This window comes from Leucobacter sp. wl10 (assembly GCF_003569785.1).
GTDB lineage: Bacteria > Actinomycetota > Actinomycetes > Actinomycetales > Microbacteriaceae > Leucobacter.
Genome location: NZ_KZ983987.1, coordinates 411,481 through 436,302, shown reverse-complemented (window position 1 = coordinate 436,302; position 24,822 = coordinate 411,481). Strand labels below are relative to the sequence as shown.

General features: G+C 71.7%; 24 protein-coding genes. 5 read left to right on the top strand and 19 right to left on the bottom strand.

Annotated elements, in window-relative coordinates:
• Window positions 1-11: 11 nt before the first annotated feature.
• Window positions 12-509, bottom strand: a complete 498-nt coding sequence (locus tag D1J51_RS02055; protein WP_162903611.1) for a YflT domain-containing protein — start codon at window positions 507-509, stop codon at window positions 12-14.
• Between the two features lie 163 nt (window positions 510-672).
• Between D1J51_RS02055 and D1J51_RS02050 the strand changes: the two genes are divergently transcribed.
• The 3 genes from D1J51_RS02050 to D1J51_RS02040 are packed head-to-tail and all read left to right on the top strand — an operon-like array spanning window position 673 to window position 3,690.
• On the top strand, window positions 673-1,956 hold the full coding sequence (locus D1J51_RS02050) for a magnesium transporter MgtE N-terminal domain-containing protein (RefSeq protein WP_119073483.1): 1,284 nt from the start codon (window positions 673-675) through the stop codon (window positions 1,954-1,956).
• A complete protein-coding gene (locus D1J51_RS02045; protein ID WP_119073482.1) occupies window positions 1,953-2,531 on the top strand; it encodes a DUF1003 domain-containing protein in 579 nt (192 codons plus the stop codon). Before D1J51_RS02050 ends, D1J51_RS02045 begins: the two co-directional genes overlap by 4 nt.
• On the top strand, window positions 2,515-3,690 hold the full coding sequence (locus D1J51_RS02040) for an Mrp/NBP35 family ATP-binding protein (protein ID WP_119073481.1): 1,176 nt from the start codon (window positions 2,515-2,517) through the stop codon (window positions 3,688-3,690). Before D1J51_RS02045 ends, D1J51_RS02040 begins: the two co-directional genes overlap by 17 nt.
• A gap of 53 nt (window positions 3,691-3,743) precedes the next feature.
• On the opposite strand, the gene D1J51_RS02035 is transcribed toward D1J51_RS02040, so the two are convergent.
• Together D1J51_RS02035 and D1J51_RS02030 are read right to left on the bottom strand one after the other, a co-directional pair.
• Window positions 3,744-5,201, bottom strand: coding sequence for a putative bifunctional diguanylate cyclase/phosphodiesterase (locus D1J51_RS02035; protein ID WP_119073480.1), 1,458 nt, complete (start codon window positions 5,199-5,201; stop codon window positions 3,744-3,746).
• A 14-nt stretch (window positions 5,202-5,215) separates the two neighbouring features.
• Window positions 5,216-5,644 (bottom strand): twin-arginine translocase TatA/TatE family subunit, encoded by a 429-nt coding sequence (locus tag D1J51_RS02030; RefSeq protein ID WP_119073479.1) that lies wholly within the window; start codon window positions 5,642-5,644, stop codon window positions 5,216-5,218.
• A 185-nt stretch (window positions 5,645-5,829) separates the two neighbouring features.
• On the opposite strand from D1J51_RS02030, the gene D1J51_RS02025 reads away from it, so the two are divergent.
• Window positions 5,830-6,462, top strand: coding sequence for an O-methyltransferase (locus D1J51_RS02025; protein WP_119073478.1), 633 nt, complete (start codon window positions 5,830-5,832; stop codon window positions 6,460-6,462).
• Window positions 6,463-6,544: 82 nt separating this feature from the next.
• On the opposite strand, the gene D1J51_RS02020 is transcribed toward D1J51_RS02025, so the two are convergent.
• Together D1J51_RS02020 and dapE are read right to left on the bottom strand one after the other, a co-directional pair.
• The gene (locus D1J51_RS02020; RefSeq protein WP_075200896.1) at window positions 6,545-6,715 is read right to left on the bottom strand and encodes a DUF3117 domain-containing protein; all 171 of its coding nucleotides are present in this window, start codon (window positions 6,713-6,715) and stop codon (window positions 6,545-6,547) included.
• Between the two features lie 90 nt (window positions 6,716-6,805).
• Window positions 6,806-7,933 (bottom strand): succinyl-diaminopimelate desuccinylase, encoded by a 1,128-nt coding sequence (dapE, locus tag D1J51_RS02015; RefSeq protein WP_119073477.1) that lies wholly within the window; start codon window positions 7,931-7,933, stop codon window positions 6,806-6,808.
• Window positions 7,934-7,993: 60 nt separating this feature from the next.
• Here dapE and dapD point away from each other — a divergent pair, with 60 nt between their 5' ends.
• Window positions 7,994-8,950, top strand: coding sequence for a 2,3,4,5-tetrahydropyridine-2,6-dicarboxylate N-succinyltransferase (gene dapD / locus D1J51_RS02010; RefSeq protein WP_119073476.1), 957 nt, complete (start codon window positions 7,994-7,996; stop codon window positions 8,948-8,950).
• 65 nt (window positions 8,951-9,015) lie between these two features.
• Here dapD and D1J51_RS02005 read toward each other — a convergent pair whose 3' ends face one another.
• From D1J51_RS02005 to D1J51_RS01940, 14 genes are all read right to left on the bottom strand, one after another.
• Window positions 9,016-10,314 (bottom strand): citrate synthase, encoded by a 1,299-nt coding sequence (locus tag D1J51_RS02005; RefSeq protein WP_119073475.1) that lies wholly within the window; start codon window positions 10,312-10,314, stop codon window positions 9,016-9,018.
• Window positions 10,315-10,460: 146 nt separating this feature from the next.
• Window positions 10,461-11,567: a succinyldiaminopimelate transaminase gene (gene dapC / locus D1J51_RS02000; RefSeq protein ID WP_119073474.1), complete on the bottom strand. Its 1,107-nt coding sequence runs from the start codon at window positions 11,565-11,567 to the stop codon at window positions 10,461-10,463.
• A gap of 4 nt (window positions 11,568-11,571) precedes the next feature.
• Window positions 11,572-11,892: a ferredoxin gene (fdxA, locus tag D1J51_RS01995; protein ID WP_119073473.1), complete on the bottom strand. Its 321-nt coding sequence runs from the start codon at window positions 11,890-11,892 to the stop codon at window positions 11,572-11,574.
• Window positions 11,893-11,945: 53 nt separating this feature from the next.
• The gene (locus tag D1J51_RS01990; RefSeq protein ID WP_119073472.1) at window positions 11,946-14,501 is read right to left on the bottom strand and encodes a glycoside hydrolase family 65 protein; all 2,556 of its coding nucleotides are present in this window, start codon (window positions 14,499-14,501) and stop codon (window positions 11,946-11,948) included.
• Window positions 14,498-15,211: an HAD family hydrolase gene (locus D1J51_RS01985; protein WP_119073471.1), complete on the bottom strand. Its 714-nt coding sequence runs from the start codon at window positions 15,209-15,211 to the stop codon at window positions 14,498-14,500. Before D1J51_RS01985 ends, D1J51_RS01990 begins: the two co-directional genes overlap by 4 nt.
• A 20-nt stretch (window positions 15,212-15,231) precedes the next feature.
• Window positions 15,232-16,128, bottom strand: a complete 897-nt coding sequence (locus D1J51_RS01980; RefSeq protein WP_119073470.1) for a carbohydrate ABC transporter permease — start codon at window positions 16,126-16,128, stop codon at window positions 15,232-15,234.
• Window positions 16,125-17,480, bottom strand: coding sequence for an ABC transporter permease (locus D1J51_RS01975; RefSeq protein WP_119073469.1), 1,356 nt, complete (start codon window positions 17,478-17,480; stop codon window positions 16,125-16,127). The genes D1J51_RS01980 and D1J51_RS01975 overlap by 4 nt, the downstream gene beginning before the upstream one ends.
• Before the next feature lie 8 nt (window positions 17,481-17,488).
• Window positions 17,489-18,820 carry an ABC transporter substrate-binding protein gene (locus D1J51_RS01970; RefSeq protein WP_119073468.1) on the bottom strand — a complete coding sequence of 444 codons (1,332 nt, stop codon included), beginning with the start codon at window positions 18,818-18,820 and terminating at the stop codon, window positions 17,489-17,491.
• A gap of 191 nt (window positions 18,821-19,011) precedes the next feature.
• The gene (locus D1J51_RS01965; protein ID WP_119073467.1) at window positions 19,012-19,485 is read right to left on the bottom strand and encodes a prepilin peptidase; all 474 of its coding nucleotides are present in this window, start codon (window positions 19,483-19,485) and stop codon (window positions 19,012-19,014) included.
• A gap of 29 nt (window positions 19,486-19,514) precedes the next feature.
• Window positions 19,515-20,417: an acetylglutamate kinase gene (gene argB, locus D1J51_RS01960; protein ID WP_119073466.1), complete on the bottom strand. Its 903-nt coding sequence runs from the start codon at window positions 20,415-20,417 to the stop codon at window positions 19,515-19,517.
• Between the two features lie 7 nt (window positions 20,418-20,424).
• Complete coding sequence (gene argJ / locus D1J51_RS01955) at window positions 20,425-21,585, bottom strand: bifunctional glutamate N-acetyltransferase/amino-acid acetyltransferase ArgJ (RefSeq protein ID WP_119073465.1); 1,161 nt, start codon at window positions 21,583-21,585, stop codon at window positions 20,425-20,427.
• Between the two features lie 85 nt (window positions 21,586-21,670).
• Window positions 21,671-22,723, bottom strand: coding sequence for an N-acetyl-gamma-glutamyl-phosphate reductase (argC, locus tag D1J51_RS01950; protein ID WP_119073464.1), 1,053 nt, complete (start codon window positions 22,721-22,723; stop codon window positions 21,671-21,673).
• Between the two features lie 78 nt (window positions 22,724-22,801).
• Window positions 22,802-23,578 carry an enoyl-CoA hydratase gene (locus tag D1J51_RS01945; protein ID WP_119073463.1) on the bottom strand — a complete coding sequence of 259 codons (777 nt, stop codon included), beginning with the start codon at window positions 23,576-23,578 and terminating at the stop codon, window positions 22,802-22,804.
• Between the two features lie 9 nt (window positions 23,579-23,587).
• The gene (locus tag D1J51_RS01940) at window positions 23,588-24,784 is read right to left on the bottom strand and encodes a bifunctional 2-methylcitrate synthase/citrate synthase (protein WP_119073462.1); all 1,197 of its coding nucleotides are present in this window, start codon (window positions 24,782-24,784) and stop codon (window positions 23,588-23,590) included.
• Window positions 24,785-24,822: the final 38 nt, after the last annotated feature.

The following is a 24,822-nucleotide window of genomic DNA, read 5'->3' as shown; positions in this document are numbered from 1 at the left end:
GCGCCGGGAGCCTACTGCGTCGAGGCGGTGAGGATCTGGCGCGCCTGCTGCACGAGCTCCGGCTCGGTCACGAGGTCGTAGCGGGTCGCCACCATCTGCATGACCGACGAGAAGTCGCGGCGGTTGCGGTTCATCGCGTAGGAGAGCACGCCGAAGAGCATGCCGAAGCCCGCGCCGATCACCACGGCCGACACGAAGACGCCGAGGATCGCGGCGTTGTCGGGCTGGAAGATGAACAGCAGCAGACCGAGGAAGAGGCCGAGGTACGCGCCGGAGAGCGCGCCCATGAGCGCGACGCGGCCGTAGGTGAGCCGGCCGGTGACCCGCTCGACGCTGCGCACGTCGTTGCCGACGATGCTGATCTGCTGCACGGGGAAGCTCGCCCGCGCGAGCACGTCGACGGCGTGCTTCGCGTGCTCGTAGCGGTCGTAGGTGGAGACGATCTCGCCCTTCGGGATCTCGGGCATCGGGGGCACGCGAGAGGGGCGGAGGGGGCCTGGAGTACTCATACCTCGATTCTCCCATTCCGAGGGGCCGAGCGGTGGCACGGGATTCAGCCCGAGGCGAACCGGGACCGGCGAAGGCGGACCGAGGCGCACCGAGACTCACCCGGGCGAACCGCGCGGCCGTGATTCGTCCCCTCCCGGCGTCCGGGAGGGGTAGCGTAGTGCTGTGAGTGTTTCGAGGGTCTTCGTCGGGCGCCTCGCGGGGCGCGGTGTGTTCGATCCGGTGGGCGACCGGATCGGCAAGGTGCGCGACGTGCTGGTCGTCTTCCGCGCGGCGAGCGCGCCGCGCGTGGTCGGGCTGATCGTGGAGATCCCCGGCAAGCGCCGCGTGTTCGTGCCGATCGGACGCGTCACCTCGATCGGCTCCGGCCAGGTCATCACGACCGGGCTCATCAACGTGCGCCGCTTCGAGCAGCGCGGCGGCGAGACCCGCATGATCGCCGAGCTGATCGGCCGTGACGTGCAGCTCGCTCCCGAGCAGGCGGAGGGCCCGCTCGTCGCCGCGCGCATCGAGGACGCCGCGATCGAGCGCACCCGCTCGGGCGAGTGGCTGGTCTCCGAGGTGTTCGTGCGCCTGCCCAAGCCGGCGGCGCCGTTCAGCCGAGGCGACTCGCGCATCGTGCGCTGGTCGAAGCTGCGGCTGCCGAGCGCGGGCGGCGGCTCGCAGTCGGCGGAGCTGCTGATCCAGACGATGGTCGACCTGAAGCCCGCGGACCTCGCCGAGGCGCTGCTCGAGCTCCCCCGCAACCGCATGATCGAGGTGATCGGCGAGCTGCCGGACGAGCGGGTGGCCGACGCTCTCGAGGAGATGAGCGAGCAGGATCAGCTCGCGCTGCTCGCGCAGCTCCCCTCCGACCGCACGGCCGACGTGCTCGACCGCATGGAGCCGGACGACGCGGCCGATCTCATCGCCGCGCTGCCCGCCGCGAAGGGCGAGGAGCTGCTCGACCTCATGGAGCCCGAGGAGGCCGAGGACGTGCGCCGCCTGCTCGAGTACGAGGGCGACACCGCGGGCGGGCTCATGAGCCCCGCGCCGATCGTGCTCTCGGGCGAGTCGAGCGTCGCCGAGGGGCTCGCCATGATCCGGCGCGCCGAGATCCCGCCGGCCATGGCCTCGGCCGTCTACGTCACGCACCCGCCCTACGAGACGCCCACCGGAGAGTACGTCGGCGTGGCCCACTTCCAGCGCATGCTGCGCTACCCTCCGCACGAGCGCCTGGTCTCGCTCATCGACACCGAGATCGAACCGGTGACCGTGAACGCGAGCGCCGCCGAGGTGTCGCGGAGGCTCGCGAGCTACGACCTGGTCGCGATGCCCGTCGTCGACGACCAGAACCGGCTCGTGGGCGTGGTCACGGTCGACGACGTGCTCGACCACCTCCTGCCGGACGGCTGGCGCCACGCCGACGACGAACCTACGCCCTCCGGTGGATCGGGGGCCGCGCGATGAGCATCTTCGGGCGCTTCAGGCGCGATCCCGGCCTCGACGCGCCGCGCACCATCGGCGGCCGCGCCGCCCGTTCCTCCGAGCCGGGCGGCCGGCGCCGGGCCGCCGGCACGGAGCGCTTCGGCCGCTGGAGCGAGGGCATCGCCCGCGGCATGGGCACGCCCTGGTTCTTGCTCGTGCTCACGGTGTTCTGCGTCCTCTGGCTCGTGTGGAACTCCCTCTCGCCCGAGCCCCTGCGCTTCGACAGTGCGGCGCTCGGCTTCACGGCGCTCACGCTGCTGCTCTCCCTGCAGGCCTCCTACGCCGCGCCGCTCATCCTGCTGGCCCAGAACCGCCAGGACGACCGCGACCGCGTGCAGATCGAGCAGGATCGGCAGCGCGCCGAGCGCAACCTCGCCGACACGGAGTTCCTCGCCCGCGAGGTCGTGGCGCTGCGACTCGCCATCAAGGACCTGCCGGATCGCGACTTCGTGCGCGCCGAGCTGCGGGCCCTGCTCGCGGATCTGGAGGCGGAGCGCGCGGTCGAGGATCCGGATCGCCCGCCCGCCGAAGAGGTCCCGAATGCCGACGAGCGCTGAACAGGCCGTCTGGACCGCGCTCGAACGCGTGCGCGACCCGGAGATCCTGCGCCCCGTCACCGAGCTGGGCATGGTGCGCGAGGTGCGCGTGGACGAGAACGGGAGCGCCGAGGTCTCCATCCTGCTGACGATCGCGGGCTGCCCGGCCGCCCGGCGCATCGAGGCCGACGTGCGCGCCGCCGCCCTCGGGGCGGCCGGGGTGACCGGAGCCGAGGTGCGCGTGGGCGTGATGACCCCGACGGAGCGGCGGGCCTTCATCGAGCGGGTGCGCGGGGATCGCGGATCGCGGCCGCAGCAGTTCGGCCCCGACTCGCTCACGCGCGTCATCGCGGTCACGAGCGGCAAGGGCGGCGTCGGCAAGTCTTCGCTCACCGCCGGGCTCGCGGTCGCGCTCGCGGCGCAGGGCCGCTCGGTCGGTCTCATCGACGCCGACGTCTTCGGTTTCTCGATCCCGGGCATCCTGGGCCTCAGCCGCGACGGCCGCACCGAGCAGCCGACCCGCGTGGACGACATGATCCTGCCCCCCGTCGCGTTCGGCGTGAAGGTCATCTCGATCGGCATGTTCCTCGGCGAGGCGGATCCGCGCAGCACCGCCGTGTCGTGGCGCGGACCGATGCTGCACCGCACCATCGAGCAGTTCCTGCGCGATGTCTGGTTCGGCGACCTCGACGTGCTGCTGCTCGACCTGCCTCCCGGCACCGGCGACATCGCGATCAGCGTGGGGCAGCTGCTCCCCCAGGCCGAGGTGCTCGTCGTGACCACACCGCAACAGTCCGCGGCAGATGTCGCCGTGCGCAGCGCCCTCGTCGCCCGCCGCACCGGTCAGCGGGTCATCGGCGTCGTCGAGAACATGGCGGGTCTGGTGCAGCCCGACGGCAGCGTACTCGACGTGTTCGGCACCGGAGGCGGGCGTCTCGTCTCGGAGCGGCTGAGCGCGGCCGCCCCGGGAGACGCGGGAGACCCGGATCCCGGTGAGGCGCCGCTGCTCGGCAGCGTGCCGCTGAGCCCGCTGTTCCGCGAGGCCGGCGACCGGGGCGAGCCCGCGGTGCTCGCCCACCCCGAAGACCCCGCCGCCGCGGAGGTGCTGCGCGTCGCCCGCCGCGTCGACGCCCTGGGCCGCGGGCTGTCGGGACGGCCGCTGGGGATCGCACCGCGCTGAATCGCGGGCGCCGGATCCGGGGCAGCGGACGCGGGTGCGCCCGGAGACGTCGTCTACCCGACCGGGAGCGTCTCGCTCACCGGGCGCGGACGGGCGAAGAGATACCCCTGGAACGCGTCGACGCCCAGCCCGCAGAGCTCCTCGAACTGCGCCTCGGTCTCCACCCCCTCGGCCACGACCTGCAGCCCGAAGGTGCGGCCCAGCTGCACGATCGTGCGCGTGACGGCGGCGGTGTGCGCGTCGTCGACCACCTCCGAGACGAAGGAGCGGTCGATCTTGAGCTGCTGCACGGGCAGGCGGCGCAGGTAGCTCAACGAGGAGTAGCCCGTGCCGAAATCGTCGAGCGAGGCGAGCACGCCCTCCCCGCGCAGCAGACCGAGCATGCGGATCGTGCGGTCGAGGTCGGTGTGCAGCACGCTCTCGGTGAGCTCGAGCTTGAGCCGTCCCGGTGCGACGTCGTAGCGGGCGAGAGCCCTGTGCACCCGCTCGGCGAAGTCGTCGGTGCGCAGCTGGCCCTCGCTCAGATTGATCGAGAAGGTCATCTCGCGGCGATCCGGATCGTCGCGCCACGAGGCCAGCACGCGGCACGCCTCGTGCAGCACCCACTCGCCGATCTCGACGATGAGCCCGGTCTGCTCGGCCAGCGGGATGAACGAGTCCGGCCCCACCAGGCCGCGCTCGGGGCTCAGCCAGCGCACCAGCCCCTCCTCTCCGACCACGCGGCGATGCCGGTCGACGATGGGCTGCGCGAAGAGCCGCAGCTCCCCGCCTTCGACGCCCCGTCGCAGCTCGGAGAAGAGCCGCACCCGCTCCTGCGCCTCGTCGGTCATGCGGTGACGGAACCGGCGCACGCGCATCTGCCCGCCGGTGCGCCGCACCCGCTTCCGAGCCATGTCGGCGCTCTTGACGATCTCGGCGGAGTCGTGCGGCTCGATGTACTCGTCCGCGGGGCAGTCGTCGTCGGCCGGTTCGGTCGGGTCCGCTCCGGTCACGGGGCGGGAGCCCCGGGGCGTCCACAGCACGAAGCCGAGGCTCGTCGACACGTCGAGCACCATCCCCGAGGGCAGCTCGGTCGCGCCGTTGATCGTCCTCAGCACCTGGTCGATCGCCTCCAGGCAGCGCGTCTCGGCCGCCCGCTGACGATCTCCCAGATCGGTCAGCAGCAGCCCGAACGTACCGGAGCCCGTTCGGGCGGTCCGCACGTCCGCGCCCTCGAGCCGGCGCAGCCCGTCCGCCGCGGCGCGCAGCAGGTGGTCCCCCGCCTCGTATCCGAACGCGTCGTTGACGGCCGACAGCTCGTCGACGCTGAACGAGAGATAGGCGCAGAACGCGCCGGGCGGCTGACCCGCGAGCGCCCGATCGATGGCGCGCAGCATCGACGAGCGGTTCGCGAGACCCGTCACGGCGTCGAGGCGGGCCGATCGCCCCGCCTCCTCCTCGAGGGCGGTGTCGGGCCCCGGTGGGGCCGTGCTGTCCGGCAGCGGCGACTCGGCATCGCCCCTCGTGCTCATCCGAGCGCTCTCCTTCAGGTCGCTTCGTCGTCGAAATACGGCTTCGGCGACGGTACGGGATCCCGCTCGGCGGCCGCCGAAGCGCCCGGGTCGGGGCCGGGCACGGCGGCCCCCGCCTCCGCCGTCTCCGCGCGACCCGCCGACAGGTCGGCCGCGCGCGAGCGCCGGGCCGCCATGCGGGCCTCGCGCTCGTCCTCGACGAGGGCGTCGCGGATGATGCGGCGCGGATCGTACTGGCGCGGATCGAGCTGACGCCAGTCGACATCCTCGAACTCCGGGCCCATCTCGTCCTTCAGGCGATCCTTGGCGCCATCGGCCATGCGCTTGAAGCTGCGCACGAGCTCGCCGAGCTTCTTCGCGTAGACCGGCAGGCGTTCCGGGCCGATCACGAACATGGCGATCACCATGATCACCAGGATCTTGTCTATCGTGAGGCCGAACACCCCTCCATCGTAGCGCTCGCACCGCGTTCGCCGGCGCGCCGTGCGCGGGCAATCGCCGTTCTCCTCGCGTGGTGGCGCACCGGCGCCGCGCCGGGCATCTACGCTAGGGGATGCGAGGCGCACCGATCCGGAGCGCCCGCGCGCCGGAGGATCCGCCCGGCGGTGCGACACCTCGGAGGACGAACGTGAGCAAGCTCGAACGCAACTGGCAGTACGCCGAGCAGTATCCCGCAGAGACCGACGCGCTGGTGCGCGCGAGACGGCTCTCGTTGGAGCTCGGGATCGAACCGGTCAGCCGGTCGATCGGCGCGCACCTCTCGGCCCTCACCGTCCTGTCGCGGGCGACGACCGTCTGCGAGGTCGGCACGGGGGTGGGCGTGAGCGGCCTGTCGCTGCTGCGCTACGCCGCCGACACCACGCTCACCTCCATCGAGATCGAGCCCGAGCACCTGCGCGAGGCGAAGACCGTGTTCTCGGAGGCCGGGATCCCCGTCTCGCGACTGCGGCTCATCGAGGGCGACGCCAGGCACGTCATGCCCCGCCTCAATCTGGCCGCCTACGATCTCGTGCTGCTGGATGCGGACCCCGGTCAGCTGCTGGAACTCTTCGAACACGCGCTCGGCATCGTGCGGCCGGGCGGCTGCATCGTCGTCCCCGGCGTCTTCGCCCACGGCCGGGTGCCCGATCCCGCTGCCCGCGACGAAGCCGCGCTCGCCTGCCGCGATCTGCTCGCACTCGTCGCGGAGTCCCCCGCTATCGCCCCCGTGCTGTCGCCCGCCGGGGACGGCGTGCTCACGCTCGTGCGGCTCGACGGCTGAACCGCGGGCGATCAGCGCAACGCCGGAGCCTCCGGGTTCTCGGTCCCCGGAGGCTCCGGCGTTGCGCTGACGAGACTGGCTGCTAGCCGTCGAGCACGGCGGCGAGCACGTCCCGCAGTTCCGCCGCCTCCTGGTCGTTCACCGACACGACGAGACGTCCCCCGCCCTCGAGCGGCACCCGGACCACGATCAACCGGCTCTCACGCACCGCCTCCATGGGTCCGTCCCCGGTCCTCGGTTTCATTGCAGCCATGACGCCTCCTTGCAAGATTGGTGGTTCAGGTCTATTTTATCGGGCGAGCAGGGGCCAGGGCGAACTCGACGCCTCCGCGTTACGGAGAGTTCAGTCGCCGCGCACGGCGCCGGCGTCGCCGTCCGTGAGCCAGGCGCGCAGCGCGGCGGCGGCGAACACGATCTGCGATACCGGCACGCGCTCGTCGTCGGTGTGCGCCAGCAGCGGGTCTCCCGGGCCGAAGTTCACCGCGGGAATGCCGAGCGCCGAGAACCGGGAGACGTCGGTCCAGCCGAACTTCGCGGTCGGCACGGCCCCCACCGCCGCCACGAAGCGCCGGGCGAGCGGCGCATCGAGCCCGGGGCGGGCGCCGGGCGAGAGGTCCACGATCTCGACCTCGTCGGCGTCGGAGAAGAACTCCCGCACGAGGGCGGCGGCCTCCTCGCCCGACCTGCTCGGCGCGAAGCGGTAGTTGACCTCGATCGTGCAGAGATCCGGAATCACATTGCCCGCGACCCCGCCCTCGACGCGCACCGCGTTGAGGCCCTCCCGGTACTCGAGCCCGTCGACGACGACGCGCTCGGCCTCGTAACCGGCGAGCCGCTGCAGCAGGGCGCCCGCGCGGTGGACGGCGTTCACCCCCGTCCAGCTGCGCGCCGAGTGCGCGCGGCGCCCGCGCATCGTGACGCGCGCCCGCAGCGTGCCGTTGCAGCCGCCCTCGATGGTGCCGTTCGACGGTTCGCCGAGGATCGCGAAGTCTGCGGCGAAGAGCTCGGGCCGGTTGCGCATGACGCGCCCGAGACCGCTCAGCTCGGAGGCCACCTCCTCGTGGTCGTACCAGACCCAGGTGAGATCGACGGCGGGCTCCACCAGCTCGACCGCGAGCGCCAGCTGCACGGCCGCGCCGGCCTTCATGTCGACGGTGCCCCGACCACGGATCACGGCCTCGCCCGTCGTGGCATCCACCTCGTCGCGCACCGGCAGGTTGTCGTTGATCGGAACGGTGTCGAGGTGGCCGGCGATCGCGACCCGCTTCGCCCTCCCCAGCTCGGTGCGGGCGACGATCGTGTCGCCGTCGCGGACCACCCGCAGGTGCGGCGCGTGCACGCGCAGGGCCGCCTCGACGGCGTCGGCGATCGCGCGCTCGTCGCCGGAGACGGATGGGATGTCGCACAGCTGCCGCGTCAGTTCGACGGGTCCGGCCGTGATGTCGAGGGGGAAGGGGGCGGAACTGTTCACCCGATCCACCCTAGAGCACGGGGCGACCGCGGGCCCGTTCCCCCCGATACGATAGAGGCCATGACTGCAACTCGCTTCGCCTGGGCCGCCGGTATCTCCACGATCGCCTCGAACGGCACCGTGCTCGACGCCTGGTTCCCGGCGCCCGCGCTCGGGCGGCGCCCGGAGGATCGCGACCCCTGGATCGCCTCCGCCGAGCTGGAAGGCCTCGCCGGCGCGGACGAGCCCCGCGGCGTCGAGCTGCGCCCCGTGAGCGTCGAGATCGACCTCGACGCCCCTCCGGCCTCCACCGAGGACGCGTACCTGCGCCTGCACCTGCTGTCGCACTGCCTCGTGCGTCCCAACACCGTCAACCTCGACGGCATCTTCGGCAAGCTGCCCAACGTGGCCTGGACCACCGCCGGCCCCATGCTGCCCGAGGACTACGCCGACCGTCTCCCCCGGCTCAAGCGGGCCGGCATCACCGCCGTCGGGCTCGACAAGTTCCCCCGCCTCACCGACTACGTCGCGCCGCGGGGCGTGCGCATCGCAGACACCTCGCGCGTGCGCCTCGGCGCCCACCTCGCGCCGGGCACGACCGTGATGCACGAGGGCTTCGTCAACTTCAACGCGGGCACCCTGGGCGCCTCGATGGTCGAGGGCCGCATCTCGCAGGGCGTGGTCGTGGGCGACGGGTCAGACATCGGCGGCGGCGCCTCGATCATGGGCACCCTGTCGGGCGGCGGTACCCAGCGCATCGCCATCGGCGAGCGCGCGCTGCTCGGCGCGAACTCGGGCATCGGCATCTCCCTGGGCGACGACAGCGTCGTGGAGGCGGGCCTCTACGTGACCGCCGGCACCAAGGTCGTGCTGCCGAAGGGCACCTCGGCATCCGGCGGGGAGCCCGTCGAGGTGAAGGCCCTCGAGCTCTCGGGCCTGCCGAAGCTGCTCTTCCGCCGCAACTCGCGCACGGGCGCGGTGGAGGCGCTGCCCCGCGAGGGATCCGGAATCGAACTCAACGCGGCGCTGCACGCCTAGGCTTTCTGCGGGCGGCGGCGCGGGGCGGAGGCGGTGCTCGCCTGACTCAAGCAGGTCGAGGCCGGCTAGCGCCCGAGGTCGCGCTTGCCGGCGCCGATGTACAGCTGCTGCGGGCGGCCGATCTTCGTCTGCGGGTCGAGGCGCGCCTCACGCCACTGGGCGATCCATCCGGGGAGACGCCCGATGGCGAAGAGCACGGTGAACATGCGCGTGGGGAAGCCCATCGCCTTGTAGATGACCCCGGTGTAGAAATCGACGTTGGGGTAGAGCTTGCGCTCCTTGAAGTAGTCGTCCTCGAGCGCGATCTGCTCGAGCTCCTGCGCGAGGCCGAGCAGCGGGTCGTTGACGCCCAGCTCCTCGAGCACGCGGCCCGCGCTCTCCTTGACGATGCGGGCGCGCGGGTCGTAGTTCTTGTAGACGCGGTGGCCGAAGCCCATGAGCTTCACGCCGTCCTCCTTGCGCTTGACCTTCTCCACGAAGGTCTCCACTCCCTGGCCCGAGTCCCGGATCTGCGCGAGCATCTCGAGCACCGCCTCGTTGGCGCCGCCGTGCAGGGGGCCCGAGAGCGCGTTGATGCCGGCCGAGATCGCGGAGAACATGTTGGCTCCGGTCGATCCGACGAGGCGCACGGTCGAGGTGGAGGCGTTCTGCTCGTGGTCGGCGTGCAGGACGAGCAGCTTGTCGAGCGCGTCGACGAGCACCGGGTTCATGACGTACTTCTCGGCTTTGTTGCCGAAGTTGAGACGCAGGAAGTTCTCGACGAAGCTCAGATCGTTGTCGGGGTACAGGAACGCCTGCCCGATCGACTTCTTGTGCGCGTAGGCCGCGAGGACGGGGAGCTTCGCGAGGAGGCGGATCGTGTTCACCTCGACGAACTCGGGCACCGTCGTGTCGAGGGAGCTCTCGTAGTAGGTCGACATGGTCTGCAGGCCGCCCGACAGCACCGCCATGGGGTGCGCGGTGTGGGGCACGGCCTCGAAGTAGTACCGCATGTCCTCGTGCAGCAGCGTGTGGCGGCGGATCTCGGTGTTGAAGGACTCGAGCTGCTCGGCGGTGGGGAGCTCTCCGTAGATGAGCAGGTAGGCGACCTCGATGAAGGTCGACTTCTGGGCCAGCTGCTCGATCGGGTAGCCGCGATAGCGCAGGATACCCTCGTCGCCGTCGATGTAGGTGATCTCGGACTTGGTCGAGGCCGTGTTGACGAAGCCGTAGTCGAGCGCCGTGTAGCCGCTCTGGCGGGTGAGGGTGCTGACGTCGATGGCCGAGTGGCCCTCCGCCGACTCCACGATCGGAAACTCCGCGTCCCCGCCGGGGAAGGTCAGCTTCGCGGTGGCCGGGCTCTGGTTCTGAGTCGATTCGGTCACGTCGTCTCCTCGTGGGTCTCGTGCTGGCTGCGCGTCGGGTATGACACTGCCCCTCCTCCACCCTATCGGCTCGGGAGGCACCGTTCCGCACCGCGGCTTCGCAGCGCGCAATTCCTAGAGTATCTCGACGTCGAGCGAAACGCGATTCAGCGGCCGGCCTGCCGCAGACGCTCCGCGGCCTCGGCGATCTCGCCGTCGCCGGCGGTGAGCGCGAGACGCACGTGCTGCGGCGAGTGGTCGCCGTAGAAGTGCCCCGGGCCGACCACCATCCCGAGCCGCGCGAACTCGGCCACGCTCTGCCACGCGTCGACGCCGCGCGTCGCCCAGAGATAGAGCCCGGCCTCGCTGCCGTCGACGCGGTACCCCGCGGCCTCCAGCGCGGGGAGCAGCACCGCCCGCCTGGCGCGGTACCGCTCGCGCTGCTCGGCGACGTGCTGCTCGTCTCCCAGCGCGGCGACGATGGCCGCCTGCACCGGGGCGGGCTGCATGAGGCCCGCGTGCTTGCGCACCGTGAGCAGCCGCTCGACGAGCTCGGGATCGCCGGCCACGAACGCGGCCCGGTACCCCGCCAGGTTCGACTGCTTGCTCAGGGAGTACGCGCTCAGCACGCCGCGGTGATCGGCGCCGACGACGCGCGGATCGAGGATCGACGGGATCCGCTCGGCGCTCCAGGGCGCCTCCCACCCGAACTCGGCGTAGCACTCGTCGCCCACGACGACGGCGCCCAGCTGCCGGGCGCGGACGACCGCGGCGCGCAGCGCCCCGACGTCCATGACGCGCCCGTCGGGGTTCGAGGGCGAGTTCAGCCACACGAGCCGGGTGTGCGCGGGCCACTCGGCCGGGTCGTCGCTCGGCACCGCCTCGGCGCCCACCAGAGCGGCGCCGAGGCGGTAGCTCGGATAGGCGATGCGCGGAAAGACGACGGCCTCCTCGGGTCCGAGCCCGAGGAGGAACGGCAGGAGCGCGACGAGCTCCTTCGAGCCGACGGTGGGCAGCACCGCGTTCGGCGCGACCGTCACCCCGCGGCGGCGCGAGAACCACTCGGCGATGGCCTCGCGGAGCCGCCGGGAGCCCGCGGTCGCGGGATAGGCGTGCGCGTCGGCCGCGCCGGCGAGCGCCTCGCGCACGCTCGCCGGCGAGGGGTCGACCGGGGAGCCGACGGAGAGGTCGAGCGCCCCGCCGGGGTGACGGGCGGCCTCCGCGGCGTACGGCGCCATCGCGTCCCACGGATAGTCGGGGAGGATCCCGCGCACGCCCCTACTCCCCCTGCGGCGGGAGCGCAGCGATGATCGGGTGGTCGAAGTCGTAGGCGCCCACCTTGGCCGCGCCGCCCGGCGAGCCGATCTCGTCGAAGAACTCGACGTTGGCCGTGTAGTAGTCGGCCCACTCACTCGGCAGATCGTCCTCGTAGTAGATCGCCTCGACGGGGCACACGGGCTCGCAGGCGCCGCAGTCGACGCACTCGTCGGGATGGATGTAGAGGGAGCGCTCGCCCTCGTAGATGCAGTCGACCGGACACTCGTCCACGCAGGCGCGATCCTTCACGTCCACGCATGGAAGAGCGATCACATAGGTCACGATGCCCGCCTTTCACTCGGGTGAGTTCGGATCGAATCCGAGACGGATCCATCCTACTCCCGGCGCGAAGGCTCCGCCGGACGCGTCGGGATCGAGGTCGTGACCACGGGCACCTCGGGCTGCAGCACCGGCAGCGTTCCGGTGTCGCCCTCGCGGGGCAGGATACCGGCCGAGAGGCCGCGGAACGCCCCGAGGTCGACGCCCTGGTTCTCGAGCTCGACCTCGGCGGGCGCCCCCGCGCGGATCTCGACCCGCGTTCCCCGCACCCGCACGGCCACCGGGCCGTCCCCCTCGATCAGCTCGAAGCGGATGCGCCGCGGATCGAGCGTCGTCTCGATGCGGTTGCCGCGCCACTCGAGCCTGAAGCAGAGCGACCCCCAGTGCGCGGGAAGGCGCGGATCGAAGCTCAGCTGCCGACCCGCGTCGCGCATCCCGGCGAAGCCCTGCACGAGCGTCATCCACACGCCGCCGCACGAAGCGATGTGCACGCCGTCCGAGGAGTTGTGGTGCAGGTCGTCGAGGTCGACGCGCAGCGCGTGCTCGAAGTAGCGGTAGGCGAGCTCGAGGTACCCCACCTCGGCGGCGATGATCGACTGCACGACCGCGGAGAGCGTCGAGTCGCCCGTGGTGAGCGCGTCGTAGTACTCGAAGTCGCGCCGCTTCTGCTCCCGGGTGAACTCGTCGCTCGCGAGCAGCAGGGCCAGCACCACGTCGGCCTGCTTGAGCACCTGGAAGCGGTAGATGACCAGCGGGTGGAAGTGCAGCAGCAGCGGCTTCTGCTCGGGGGGCGTCGCCGCGAGGTCCCAGGTCTCGCGCTCGAGGAAGTGCGCGTCCTGCGGGTGGACGCGCAGCTCATCCGAGTAGGGCACGCACATGCCGTCCGCGGCCTGCTCCCACGCGTCCACCTCGTCGGGCTCGAGGCGCAGACGGCTCAGCAGTCGCGCGTAGTGCTCGGGGGCCTCGGCCGCCAGCCGGCGCACCATCTCGACGGCGAAGCGCAGGTTGAAGCGCGCCATCACGTTCGTGAAGAGGTTGTCGTTGACGACCGTCGTGTACTCGTCCGGCCCCGTCACGCCGTGGATGTGGAAGCGCTCCTCGCCGTCGGGGTCGCTGCTCCAGAAGCCGAGGCTCGCCCAGAGCCGCGCGGTCTCGACCGGGATGTCGCACGCCCCCGAGAGCAGGTACTCGACATCGCCCGTCGCCGAGACGTAGCGCGCGAGCGCATGGGTGATGTCGGCGTTGATGTGGTACTGCGCCGTGCCCGCGGCGTAGTAGGCGCTCGCCTCCTCGCCGTTGATGGTGCGCCAGGGGAAGAGCGCGCCCTCCTCGTTCAGCATCGCCGCGCGCCGCCGCGCCTGGGGCAGCATGCGCTCGCGCGCTCGCAGCGCGTTCCGGGCCCAGAAGGGCGTCGTGTAGGTGAGGAAGGGCAGCGTGTAGACCTCAGAGTCCCAGAAGTAGTGCCCGCTGTATCCGGAGCCCGTGAGGCCCTTCGCCGAGATCCCGCGTCCGTCGGCCCGCGCGGTGGCCTGCGCCAGCTGGAACAGATTCCAGCGGATCGCCTGCTGCACGCCCGGCTCGGCCTCCACGCGCACGTCGCTGCGCTCCCAGAATCCGTCGAGGAAGCGGCGCTGGGCCTCCCAGCGCTCCTCCGCCGGCTCGGCGGCCACGCCCTCGAGCGTGTGCACGCAGCGGTCGAGCAGCTCGGTGAGGCCCGCCGTCGCCGAGGAGTGGTAAGTAACGGTCTTCACGAGCCGCACGGTTCTGCCGCGCAGCGCGACGCCCTGGAACATGTGCCGCACCCGGTCCTCGGAGGCCTCCACGCGAGTGCGCCAGCCGCTCGCGACGTCGCTCCCGCCCCCGTCGAAGGCGTGATCGACGCCCACGCCGAGGGCCATGCGGGAGTCGCGCACCCGGTAGCTGAGCACGCTCCGGCCGCCGTCGTGCTGCGACGGCCCGGGAACGAAGATCCGCTCGGTCAGCTGCTCGCTCTTGCGGGGATCGGCCCCGCCGACCGGCTCGTCGGGCTGCTCCGTGTGAACGCGGCCGAGATCCTGCCGATTGATGACGAGACTCAAGATCGTGAGTTCGGCGTCGGCGTCGAGCACGGTGATCCGCATCTCCAGCGTGGCCATGTGCCGCGACTCGAACGACACCATGCGTCGCGTCTCGACGCGCACCCGCTTGCCGGTCGGGGTGAGCCACAGCAGCGATCGGGTGAGCGTGCCGGCGCGCAGGTCGAGGATGCGCTGCACGTCGATGATCTCGGACGAGGCCAGGTTGAGCCGCTCGTCGTCGATGTAGATGCGAATCGTCTTCGCGTCGGGCGCGTTGACGATCGTCTGCCCGTGCTCGGCGAAGCCGTAGGCGTTCTCGGCGTGCTGGATGCGCCAGGTCTCGTGAACGCCGTTGACGAAGGTGCCGTGGTTGCCGAGCGGGAGCCCCTCCTCGTGGTTGCCGCGCATCCCGAGATAGCCGTTGCCCAGCGAGAACAGGGTCTCGTCCTGCCCCGCGAGCTCCGGATCGATGCCCGCCACCACGAGGCGCCACGGATCCTCGCCGAAGTCGCGCCGCAGCTCCTTCACCGGGATGTCGAACAGTTCGGGATTCACCTGGCCACCTCCGTCAGCTCGGCGAGATCGGCGACGACGAGATCGGCGCCGGCGGCCGCGAGGGCGTCCCTGCCGGCCCCGCGGTCCACCCCCACCACCAGTCCGAAGCCGCCGGCGCGCCCCGCCTCGACTCCGGACCCCGCGTCCTCGAGCACCGCCGCGCGCTCGGGCGCCGCGCCGAGCAGCTCGGCCGCGCGCAGGAAGGTGTCGGGCGCCGGCTTGCCGGGCAGCCCCTCCCGCTCGGCCACCACGCCGTCGACCACGACCTCGAAGCGGCCCCTCAGCCCGGCCGCGCGCAGCACCGCCTCGGCGTTGCGCGAACTCGACACCACGGCGAGCGGCCTGCCGAGACCCGCCAGCCGGTCGAGCAGCAGGACCGAGCCCGGATAGGGATCGATCCCGTCGCGCTCGAGCACCTCGGTGAAGGCCGCGTTCTTGCGGTTGCCGATGCCCGTCACCGACGCGAAACCGACGTCGCCGGGCTCTCCCTCGGGCAGCGGCACGCCGCGCGCGTCGAGCAGGGTGCGCACGCCGGCGAAGCGGCTGCGCCCGTCGAGCGCCGAGAAGTACTCGGCCTCGCGGTACGGCTCGAGGCCGAGCTCGGCGAAAAACGCGTCGAAGGTCTCCGCCCATGCGCGGCGGTGCAGTTCGACGGTGGGCGTCAGCACCCCGTCGAGGTCGAACAGGTAGGCGTCGTAGCGGTCGATCAAACGGCCAGCCCTTCCGGAAGCTACTTTTGCGATCCCGCCAGCAGAGCCTGCACGAAGTATCGCTGGAACGCGAAAAACACTATCAGCGGAACCAGCATCGAGAGGAACGCACCCGCCGAGAGCACGTCGATATTCGCTCCGAATTGGCGCAACTGCGACTGAATGGCAACCGTGAGCGGCTGCGAGCCGGTGTTCGTGAAGATCAGCGCGACCAGCATGTCGTTCCACGTCCACAGGAACTGGAAGATCGCGAGCGACGCGATCGCGGGCAGCGCGAGCGGCAGCATGATCTGGAAGAAGATGCGCCAGTCCCGCGCCCCGTCGATGCGCGCGGCCTCGAGCATCTCCTCCGGGATCTGGATGAAGAAGTTGCGCAGCAGGTAGATCGCGAACGGCAGGCCGAAGGCGGTGTGGAAGAGGATCACCCCGACGACGCTGCCGAAGATGCCGAGCGCGCCGAAGAGCCTGGCGAGCGGGATCAGCGCCACCTGCAGCGGCACGGCCAGCAGCACGATGACCGCGATGAACAGCCAGTCCCGCGCGGGGAAGTGCAGCCACGCGAACGCGTAGGCCGCGAGCGCCCCGAGCGCCACCACCAGCAGCGTCGTCGGAACCGCGATCACGATCGTGTTCCAGAACGAACCCGTGATCGTCGGGTTCGACAGCAGGTTCGCGTAGTTCTGGATCGTGAGCTCCGCGGGCTTCGTGACGACGGTCCACCAGCCGCTCGAGGCGTTGTCGCCCGCCGTGCGGAACGAGGTGAGCAGCAGGCCCACCGTCGGCACGAGCCAGAACACCGCGACGATCAGCAGGACGGCATTGACGACGCCGCGGCTCGCGAGAGCAGCGACGCGCTGCGCGGTGCGCGGCCCGCGGCGCCTTCGCGCCGGCTCGGTTCGAGGGGTTGCGGTGCTCATCGGCCTCGCTCCTCCTTGAATCTACGCACGTTCACGATCATCGACGGCAGCACCAGGATGAGCAGCAGGATCGCGAGCGCCGACCCCAGGCCCTGGTTGTTGCCGCCCCCGAACGAGACCGTCCACATCTCGACGGCGATCACGTTGGCCGCCGGTTTCGAGACGCCCGGCGGGATCACGTAGACGAGATCGAAGATCTTCAGCACGTTGATGATGAGCGTGACGAACACGACGACGAGCACGGGCGCCAGAAGCGGCGCCGTGATGCGGGTGAAGATCTGCCACTCGCCGGCCCCGTCGGTGCGCGCCGCCTCCTGCAGCGAGCGATCCATCGCGGACAGCCCCGACGCGATCATCACCATCGCGAAGCCCGCCCAGATCCAGATGTAGGCGAGGATCACCACGATGTTGATGAACGAGGCGCTGAGCCACGAGACCCCCTGCGCGCCCGCGTCGAAGTTCGCCGCCGGCAGCGCGATCCGGTAGCTCTCCCCGGCAGCGAGCCCCTCGATCGTGTAGGCGCCCCCGGCGCCCGTCGTGGCGTAGCCTCGGATCGCGCCGTCGGCGTCGACCGCGTCGACGCGCACGCCCTCGAGCCCCTTCTTGCCCGCCTCGATCTCGCCCTGCACCCCGCCTCCGCCGCGGATGACGTCGAGGAAGACCGTGCCCGCGATCTCGGTGCCCGAGGGGCCCTCGGCCGCGCGCGCGTCGACGGCGCCCTCGGGGAGCGCGCTCTGCCGGATCCCGGTGAGGGCGAAGTCCTGCGTGCCGCCCGCCGGCACCGTCTCGCTCGACGCGACGATGCCCCCGTCGGCCTCGATCCCGGTCCCCTCTCGCGGCTTCGCGCCGGGGTAGCTCGCCTGCTCCCCGAAGAGACTCTGCACGCTCACGATCGCGGCGTTGACCACGCCGAGCTGCGGGCTCTCCTGGAACATGCCCCGGAAGATCACGCCGGCCGCGAGCATCGAGATCGCCATCGGCATGAACACGATCAGCCGGAACACGGTCTTCCAGCCGAGCTTGTCGATGAGCACCGCGAAGATCAGTCCGATGATGGTCACCGTCACCGGTGCGACGACGACCCACATGAGGTTGTTGCGGATCGCTGTGAAGGTGGTGTCGTTCGTGAACATGGTGACGTAGTTCTGCCACCCCACGAACGACGAGCCGCTCCTGTCGAAGAAGGAGCGCAGCACCGTGTAGACGATCGGGTAGACGACGAGTGCGCCGAGCACCACGAGCGCGGGCCCGAGAAACCCGGCGACGAGCAGCCACCGCCGCGCGCGGCCGCGGCCGCGGACGCGGTGTCCGCGGCCGCGGACCTGCACCGGCACCGTGAGCGTGCGGCTCATCGCCCGGCTTACCGGTACGCCTCGACCGCCGCGTCCTCCAGACGCTGCGCCGTACCGTCGATGTCGCTCGGATTCTCGTAGAAGGAGATCATCTCCTGCCAGAACCCCTGGCCCTGCGTGCCGCCGAAGGAGCTCGGCGTCAGGTCGGACATGTCGAAGCGCAGCTCCTCCGCCCCGATCAGCGCATCGGCGACCTGCTTCGACACGTCATCCGGGTACAGCGAGGTGTCCACGGCGTTGTTCGGCGAGAGCAGCCCTCCATTGGGCACCCAGGCCTCGGCGGCCTCGGGCGAGGCCAGGAACTCCATGAGCGCCGTGGTCGCCTCGTCGTCGGTGAACTGGACGGCGACGTCGCCGCCCGTGACGACCGCGGGATTCGATCCGTTGATCGAGGGGAAGTCATAGAACAGGGCGTTCTCGCCGACCGTGGAGTTGCCGTCCGCGGCGATGTTGCCCGCGACGAAGTCGGCTTCGAACACGGTGCCCGCCTGGGGATCCGACCCGAAGACCTCGGTCACGCTCGTCGGGAAGTCGCGCTGCGCTCCGCCCGGCTGCACGAGGTCGCTCCCCCACAGCTCCGCCAGCACGCCGAGCGCCTCCTTCACCGAGTCATCCGTCCAGGGGATCTCGTGGTTCGTCAGCTGGTCGTACTTCTCGGGGCCGGCGGTGCGCAGATACACGTTCTCGAACCAGTCGGTGAGCGGCCAGCCGACGTCCGCGCCGACCGAGATCCCCGCGTAGCCGGCGTCTCGCACGACCCCGAGCTGCGCGAGGAAGTCGTCCCAGTTCTCGGGCGCCGTCGCACCCGCCTCGTCGTAGATGTCGGCGTTGTACCAGACCATCGACTTGTTCGCCGCCTTGAACCACACGCCGTAGAGGTCGCCGTCGACGCTGCCGAGGTCCACCCAGGTCTGCGCGTAGTTCTTCTCGACCGCCGACCGCACCGAGCCGGCGACCGGCAGGATGTCGCCGTTCGCGGCCAGCGACTGCATGAGCGCCGGCTGCCCGATGATCGCGACGTTCGGCGGCGTGCCGCCCTCGAGCTGGCCCTGGATGTAGGTGGGCCCGTTGTCGCCGAAACTCGTGTAGGTGACGTCGGCGCCCGTGCGGTTCTCGAACTCCTGCAGCACCGCCTCGAAGTTCTGCTGCTCGGCCCCCGACCAGGCGGCGACCACGTTCAGGCTCTGGCCCGCGAGCTGATCGCCCGCCGCTCCCGAGCCCCCGCCGCCGCCTCCGTCGCTCGAGGCGCAGCCCGCCAGCGTCAGCGCCATCGCCGCCGCTCCGGCCGCCGCCGCGACGACGCGCCGCCGCCCGCGCCCCGGCACCCTCGAAACTCCCATCGCACACATGAAGCACTCCATCCAGCATTCCGTCGTTGACAGGACCCGGGCGGAACCGGTCGTGCCGAGCACCGCTCCGGGTGAGGCGACGCCGCTTCAACGGGTGCGCGAAGCAGCATCGCTTCCATGCTCCAGGCTATCCAACTTCGAAGACTCGGCATCGGCCTCGATGAAGCGCCGCCGGATCGTTATCAGGACAGCAGGAGCCCGGCCGCGATCCCGAACCAGCCGCCCGCCAGCAGCACGGGCCCGAACGCGAGGTCGCGGCGCCCGCGGATCCGCGCCCGGGCGCCCGCGATTCCCGCGCAGACGGCGAGCCCGAGCGGCGCCCAGACGGTCGCCGCCGCGATCCCGACCCATCCCGTCGCGGCGCCCACGAGCGGCGCGAGCTTCACATCGCCGCCGCCGATCGCGCCGGGCGCGAGCACCCTCAGCAGCAGCAGCAGCGCGCCGTAGCCCGCGCCGCCCGCTGCGGCCCGCACGAGCTCGGGCCAGAGACCGCCGAGCGCCGACGCGGCGACGAGCAGCGCCCCGAACGCCGCACCGGTCCAGCCGAGCAGGCGGTTGGGCAGTCGGCGCTCCCGCAGGTCGATTACGATCAGGCGCGCCGAGGCCACGGCGAGCGCGAGGTAGGCGACGGCGACGCAGGCCGCGGCGGCGAGCATCTACCCGCCCCCTGCCGCTCCGGCCCCGCTCAGGGCGTCACTTCGGTGCCGATGCCGCGCTCGGTGAAGATCTCGAGCAGCACCGAGTGGGGCTCGCGGCCGTCGATGATGGCCGCCTTCGGCACCCCGCCCCGCACCGCGTCGAGGCAGGCCCGCATCTTCGGGATCATGCCCGACTCGAGACTCGGCAGCAGTTCGTCGAGCTCGGCCGCCGTGATCGACGACACGAGCGAGTCGCGGTCGGGCCAGTCGGCGTAGAGGCCCGCCACATCGGTCAGGATCACGAGCTTCTCGGCGCCCAGCGCCGCGGCGAGCGCGGAGGCCGCGGCGTCGGCGTTGACGTTGAGCGACTCGCCCGGACGATCGGCATCGGGGGCGATCGAGGAGACGACGGGGATCAGCCCCGCGTCGAGCAGCGCCAGCACCGGGTCCACGCGCACGTCGACCACGTCGCCGACGAGTCCCAGCTCCACCCGCTCGCCGTCGACCTCCACCGGCGGGCGGCGGCGGCCCGTGAAGAGCCCCGCGTCCTCCCCCGTCGTGCCCGCGGCGAGCGGGCCGTGGGCGTTGATCTCGTCGACCAGCTCGGGGTTCACCTTGCCGGTGAGCACCATGCGCACGACGTCCATCGTCTCGGGCGTGGTGACGCGGTAGCCGCCCTTGAACTCGCTCTCGATGCCGAGCCGGGCGAGCATCGCGTTGATCTGCGGACCGCCGCCGTGCACGACGACCGGCCGGATGCCCGTGTGCCGCAGATAGACCACGTCCTCGGCGAACGCCTTGAGCAGCGCCGCATCGACCATGGCGTTGCCGCCGAACTTGATCACCACGATCCTGTCGCGGAACTTCTTGAGCCAAGGCAGCGACTCGATGAGCACCTGCGCCTTCGCGGCCGCCTGCTCGTGATCGAGGGTTCTCGTTGTGGTGGTCATGGCGTCCCTAGCTCGAGTAGGCGGAGTTCTCGTGCACGTAGTCGTGCGTGAGGTCGTTGGTGCGCACGGTCGCGGCGTGCTTCCCCGCGAAGAGCTCGATCTCGACGCGCGTGCGGCGCGGCGCGAGGTCGCACTCCTCGACCGGGCGGTCGGGGCCGCCGGCGTGGCAGAGGCGCACGCCGTTGAAGCTCACGTCGACCGCGTACGGATCGAACGCGGCGCCGGTCGTGCCGATCGCGGCGAGCACGCGGCCCCAGTTGGGGTCGTTGCCGAAGATCGCGGCCTTGAAGAGGTTGTTGCGCGCGACCGAGCGGCCGACCTCGACGGCGTCGGCCTCGCTCGCGGCCCCCCGCACCTCGATGTCGATGTCGTGGCTCGCGCCCTCGGCGTCGGCCTGCAGCTGCGCGGCGAGGCTGTCGCACACGCCCGCGAGGGCCTCCGCGAAGACGTCCTCGTCGGGGGTCGCCCCCGAGGCGCCGCTCGCCAGCAGAGTCACCTGGTCGTTCGTCGACATGCAGCCGTCGCTGTCCAGCCGGTCGAAGCTGACCGCGGTGGCGCGCCGCAGCGCGCGATCCAGCACCGCGTCGCCGAGCAGCGCGTCGGTCGTGATGACGACGAGCATGGTGGCGAGGCCGGGCGCGAGCATGCCCGCCCCCTTGGCCATCGCCCCGATGCGCCAGCCGTCCGGCGACTCGTGCGCGGCGGTCTTCTCGACCGTGTCGGTGGTGAGGATCGCGGCGGGAGCGGTCGTGTCGTCGTCGGCGAGCGCGTCGGCGAGCGCGGGCACGTTGTCGACGATCCGGTCGCGGAAGGCCCGGTCGCCCGCGCCGATGAGCCCGGTCGAGCAGACGAGGATCCGCTCGGCGTCGGCCTCGCCCAGCGCCGCCGCGACGGCCTCGGCCGTGAGGCGCGTCGTCTCGTAGCCGAAGGCGCCGGTGAAGCAGTTGGCGCCCCCCGAGTTCAGGATGACCGCACGGGCCGCGCCGTTCTGCGCGACCCTGCGGCTCCAGAGGATCGGGTTCGCCTGGGCCCGGTTGCTCGTGAAGACCACCGCGCTCGCGCGCTCGGGGCCGTCGTTGACGACGAGCGCCAGGTCGGGCTTGCCGGTGCTCTTGAGCCCCACGGCGATGCCCGCCGAGCGGAAGCCCCGGGGTGTGGTGACGGTCATCGGCGCTCCTCCGCGTCGAGGGGCGAAAAACCCCGCTGGATTCGATGATTCAGGTGGAAAATCCGCCTCTCGCCGTGGCTGCGGCTCACGGGGCCGTGCCGTTCGGGCTGAGGCCGGTGGTCTCGGGGATGCCCAGCGCGATGTTGGCCGACTGGACGGCGGCGCCGGCGGTGCCCTTGGCGAGGTTGTCGAGCGCCGCGACCACCACGACGCGACCCGCGGCCTCGTCGACGGCGAGGCCCATGAGGCAGGTGTTGGCGCCCAGCGTGTCGGCCGTGCGCGGGAACCGCCCCTCGGGCAGCAGCTGCACGAACGGCTCGCCGGCGTAGGCGCGCTCCCAGGCCGCGCGCACGTCGGCCGCGGTCGCGCCGGGTGCGAGGCGCGCGGTGGAGGTGGCCAGGATCCCCCGGCTCATCGGCACGAGCACGGGGGTGAGGCTGATGGTCGGCTCCTCCGCGGCCCCGGCGCCCCGCAGCGCCTGCTTGATCTCCGGGATGTGCCGGTGCGTGCCGCCCACGGCGTACGGGTTGGCGCTGCCCATGAGCTCCGCGCCGAGCAGGTGCGTCTTCGCCGCCCTGCCCGCGCCGCTCGGCCCGACGGCGAGCACGCTCACCAGATCCCGGGCCTCGATCGCGCCGGCCGCGATGCCGGGCGCGAGGGACAGCGCCACGGTCGAGGCGTTGCAGCCGGGGGCCGCGATCCGCGTCGCCCCGACGAGATTCGCCCGCTGCTTGCCGCCCGCCGCTGCCACGAGCAGCTCGGGCACGCCGTAGGTCCACGGCTCGTGGTGCTCGCCGCCGTAGAACGCCGCCCAGTCGTCCGCGCTCGCGAGGCGGTGGTCGGCCCCGCAGTCGACCGCGAGGCGCACGCCGCGCAGCTGCGCGGTGAGCTCGCCGGAGGCGCCGTGCGGGAGCGCGAAGAACACGACGTCGTGGCCGTCGAGCACCTCGGGCGTCGTCGGCTGGAGCACGAGGTGCGCGAGCGAGCGCAGGTGCGGCTGCGAGTCGACGAGCGGGCTGCCCGCGCTCGAGTGCCCCGTCACGGTGCGGATCTCGAACTCGGGATGCCCGGCGAGCAACCGCAGCAGCTCGCCGCCGGCGTAGCCGCTCGCGCCCGCCACCGCAACGCTATATGTCATCGACGCTCCTCGCTTCCGCACCCGAATGGCTTCTATTCTGGCACCCCGCGGCACGGCCGCGGGGTGCGCTACGCGAGCCTACCGGTGCGTGAACCGGGGAGCGCGCTTCTCGGCGAACGCGCGCATCCCCTCCTTCTGGTCTTCGGTCGCGAACGCGGCGGCGAAGGCCTGACGCTCGAAACGCAGCCCCTCGGAGAGCGGCATCTCCTGCGCGGCCTGCAGCGCATCCTTCGCCGCGTACACGGCGGGCAGCGACCTCGACGCGATCGCCTCGGCGGTCCTCGCCGCCTCGGCGAGCAGTTCGGCGGCGGGCACGACCCGCGAGACGAGCCCGCTCCGCTCCGCCTCCTCGGCGCCCATCGTGCGGCCCGTGAGGATCATCTCGGCCGCCTTGTACTTGCCGATCGCCCGCGGCAGGCGCTGGGATCCCCCGAAGCCTGGCAGGATCCCGAGGTTGATCTCGGGCTGCCCGAACTTCGCGGTGTCGGCCGCGATGATGATGTCGCACATCATCGCGAGCTCGCAGCCGCCGCCCAGCGCGAAGCCCGCGACCGCCGCGATGACGGGCGTGCGCATGCGCTCGAATCCGTTCCAGCCGGGAAACGGGCCGCCCAGGTACATCTCGGCGTAGCCGCGTTCCGCCATCTCCTTGATGTCGGCCCCGGCGGCGAAGGCCTTCTCCGATCCCGTGATGACGATGGCCCCGACCCCCGGGTCGGCGTCGTAACCGAGCGCCGCGTCGATGAGCTCGCGCACGAGGGTCGAGTTCAGGGCGTTCAGCGCCTCCGGCCGGTCGAGCGTGATCGTGGCGACGCGGCCCCGCGTCTCGGCGATGATGGTCGTGTAGTCCGTCATGGACTCAGACTACCCGGCCTCCTCCGGCCGCTCGGCCGCGGCGATCTCCGCCTCGTCGGGCACGTAGCCCGAGATGTGCCGCTCGTCGGGCCCGTTGTAGGCCGAGAGCGGGCGGATCAGCGCGTTCGAAGCCGCCTGCTCCATGATGTGGGCGGTCCAGCCGGTCACCCGGGAGGCGATGAACAGCGGCGTGAAGGTGAGGGTGTCGAAGCCGATGAGGTCGAACGCCGGGCCGGAGGGGTAGTCGAGGTTGGGGTAGATCCCCTTGCGCGAGACGAACTCGCGCTCGAGCGCGGCGTAGAGCTCGGCCACGTCGGGGCGGTCGTAGTGCGCGACGAGCGTGTCGAGCGCCGCCTTCATCGTGGGCACCCGCGAGTCGCCCTTCTTGTAGACCCGGTGCCCGAAGCCCATGATCCTGCGCTTCTCGGCGAGCGCCCTCTCGAGCCACGGCACCACGTTCTCGGCCGATCCGATCTCGTGCATGATGTGCAGCACCGCCTCGTTCGCGCCGCCGTGCAGCGGGCCCTTCAGCGCTCCGACGGCCGCCACGACCGCCGAGTAGAGGTCGGACAGCGTCGAGGTGACCACCCGCGCGGTGAACGTCGAGGCGTTGAAGGAGTGCTCGGCGTAGAGGATCATCGAGCGGTTGAAGGCGTCGACGACCACCTCGTCCGGCTCCTCCCCGAACGTCATCCACAGGAAGTTGGCCGCGTAGTCGAGATCGTCGCGGGGCGCCACGACCTCCTGGCCGCGCCGGCGGCGCTGCCCGTACGCGACCACCGCGGGCAGCGCCGCGTAGAGGCGGATCGAGCGCGCCAGATTCTCCTCCGGGCTGCCCGACGCGTCGAGCACCGACCCCGCACCGGCCGTGTCGAAGGCGCCGATCACGCTCAGCGCGGTGCGCACCTCGTCCATCGGGTGCGCCTCGAGCGGCAGGAGGTCGATGGCCTCCTGCACGCGCCGGGGCAGCGCGCGGTGCTCGCGCTCCATGCGCCGCAGCTCGGCGAGCTGCTCGGCCGTCGGCAGCTCCCCGCTCCACAGCAGGTGGGCGACGGCCTCGAACGGCTGGGTGGCGGCGAGCTCCTGCACGGGATACCCGCGGTAGAGCAGGCTGTTCGTCTCGGGGTTGACCTTCGAGACGGCCGTGTAGTCGACGACGACGCCCGCGAGGCCCTTCCTGATCTCGGGTTCGGTGTGATCTGTCATGGCTGCTCCTCTGCTCCCGCTGTCCCTCGAAGTCCGGT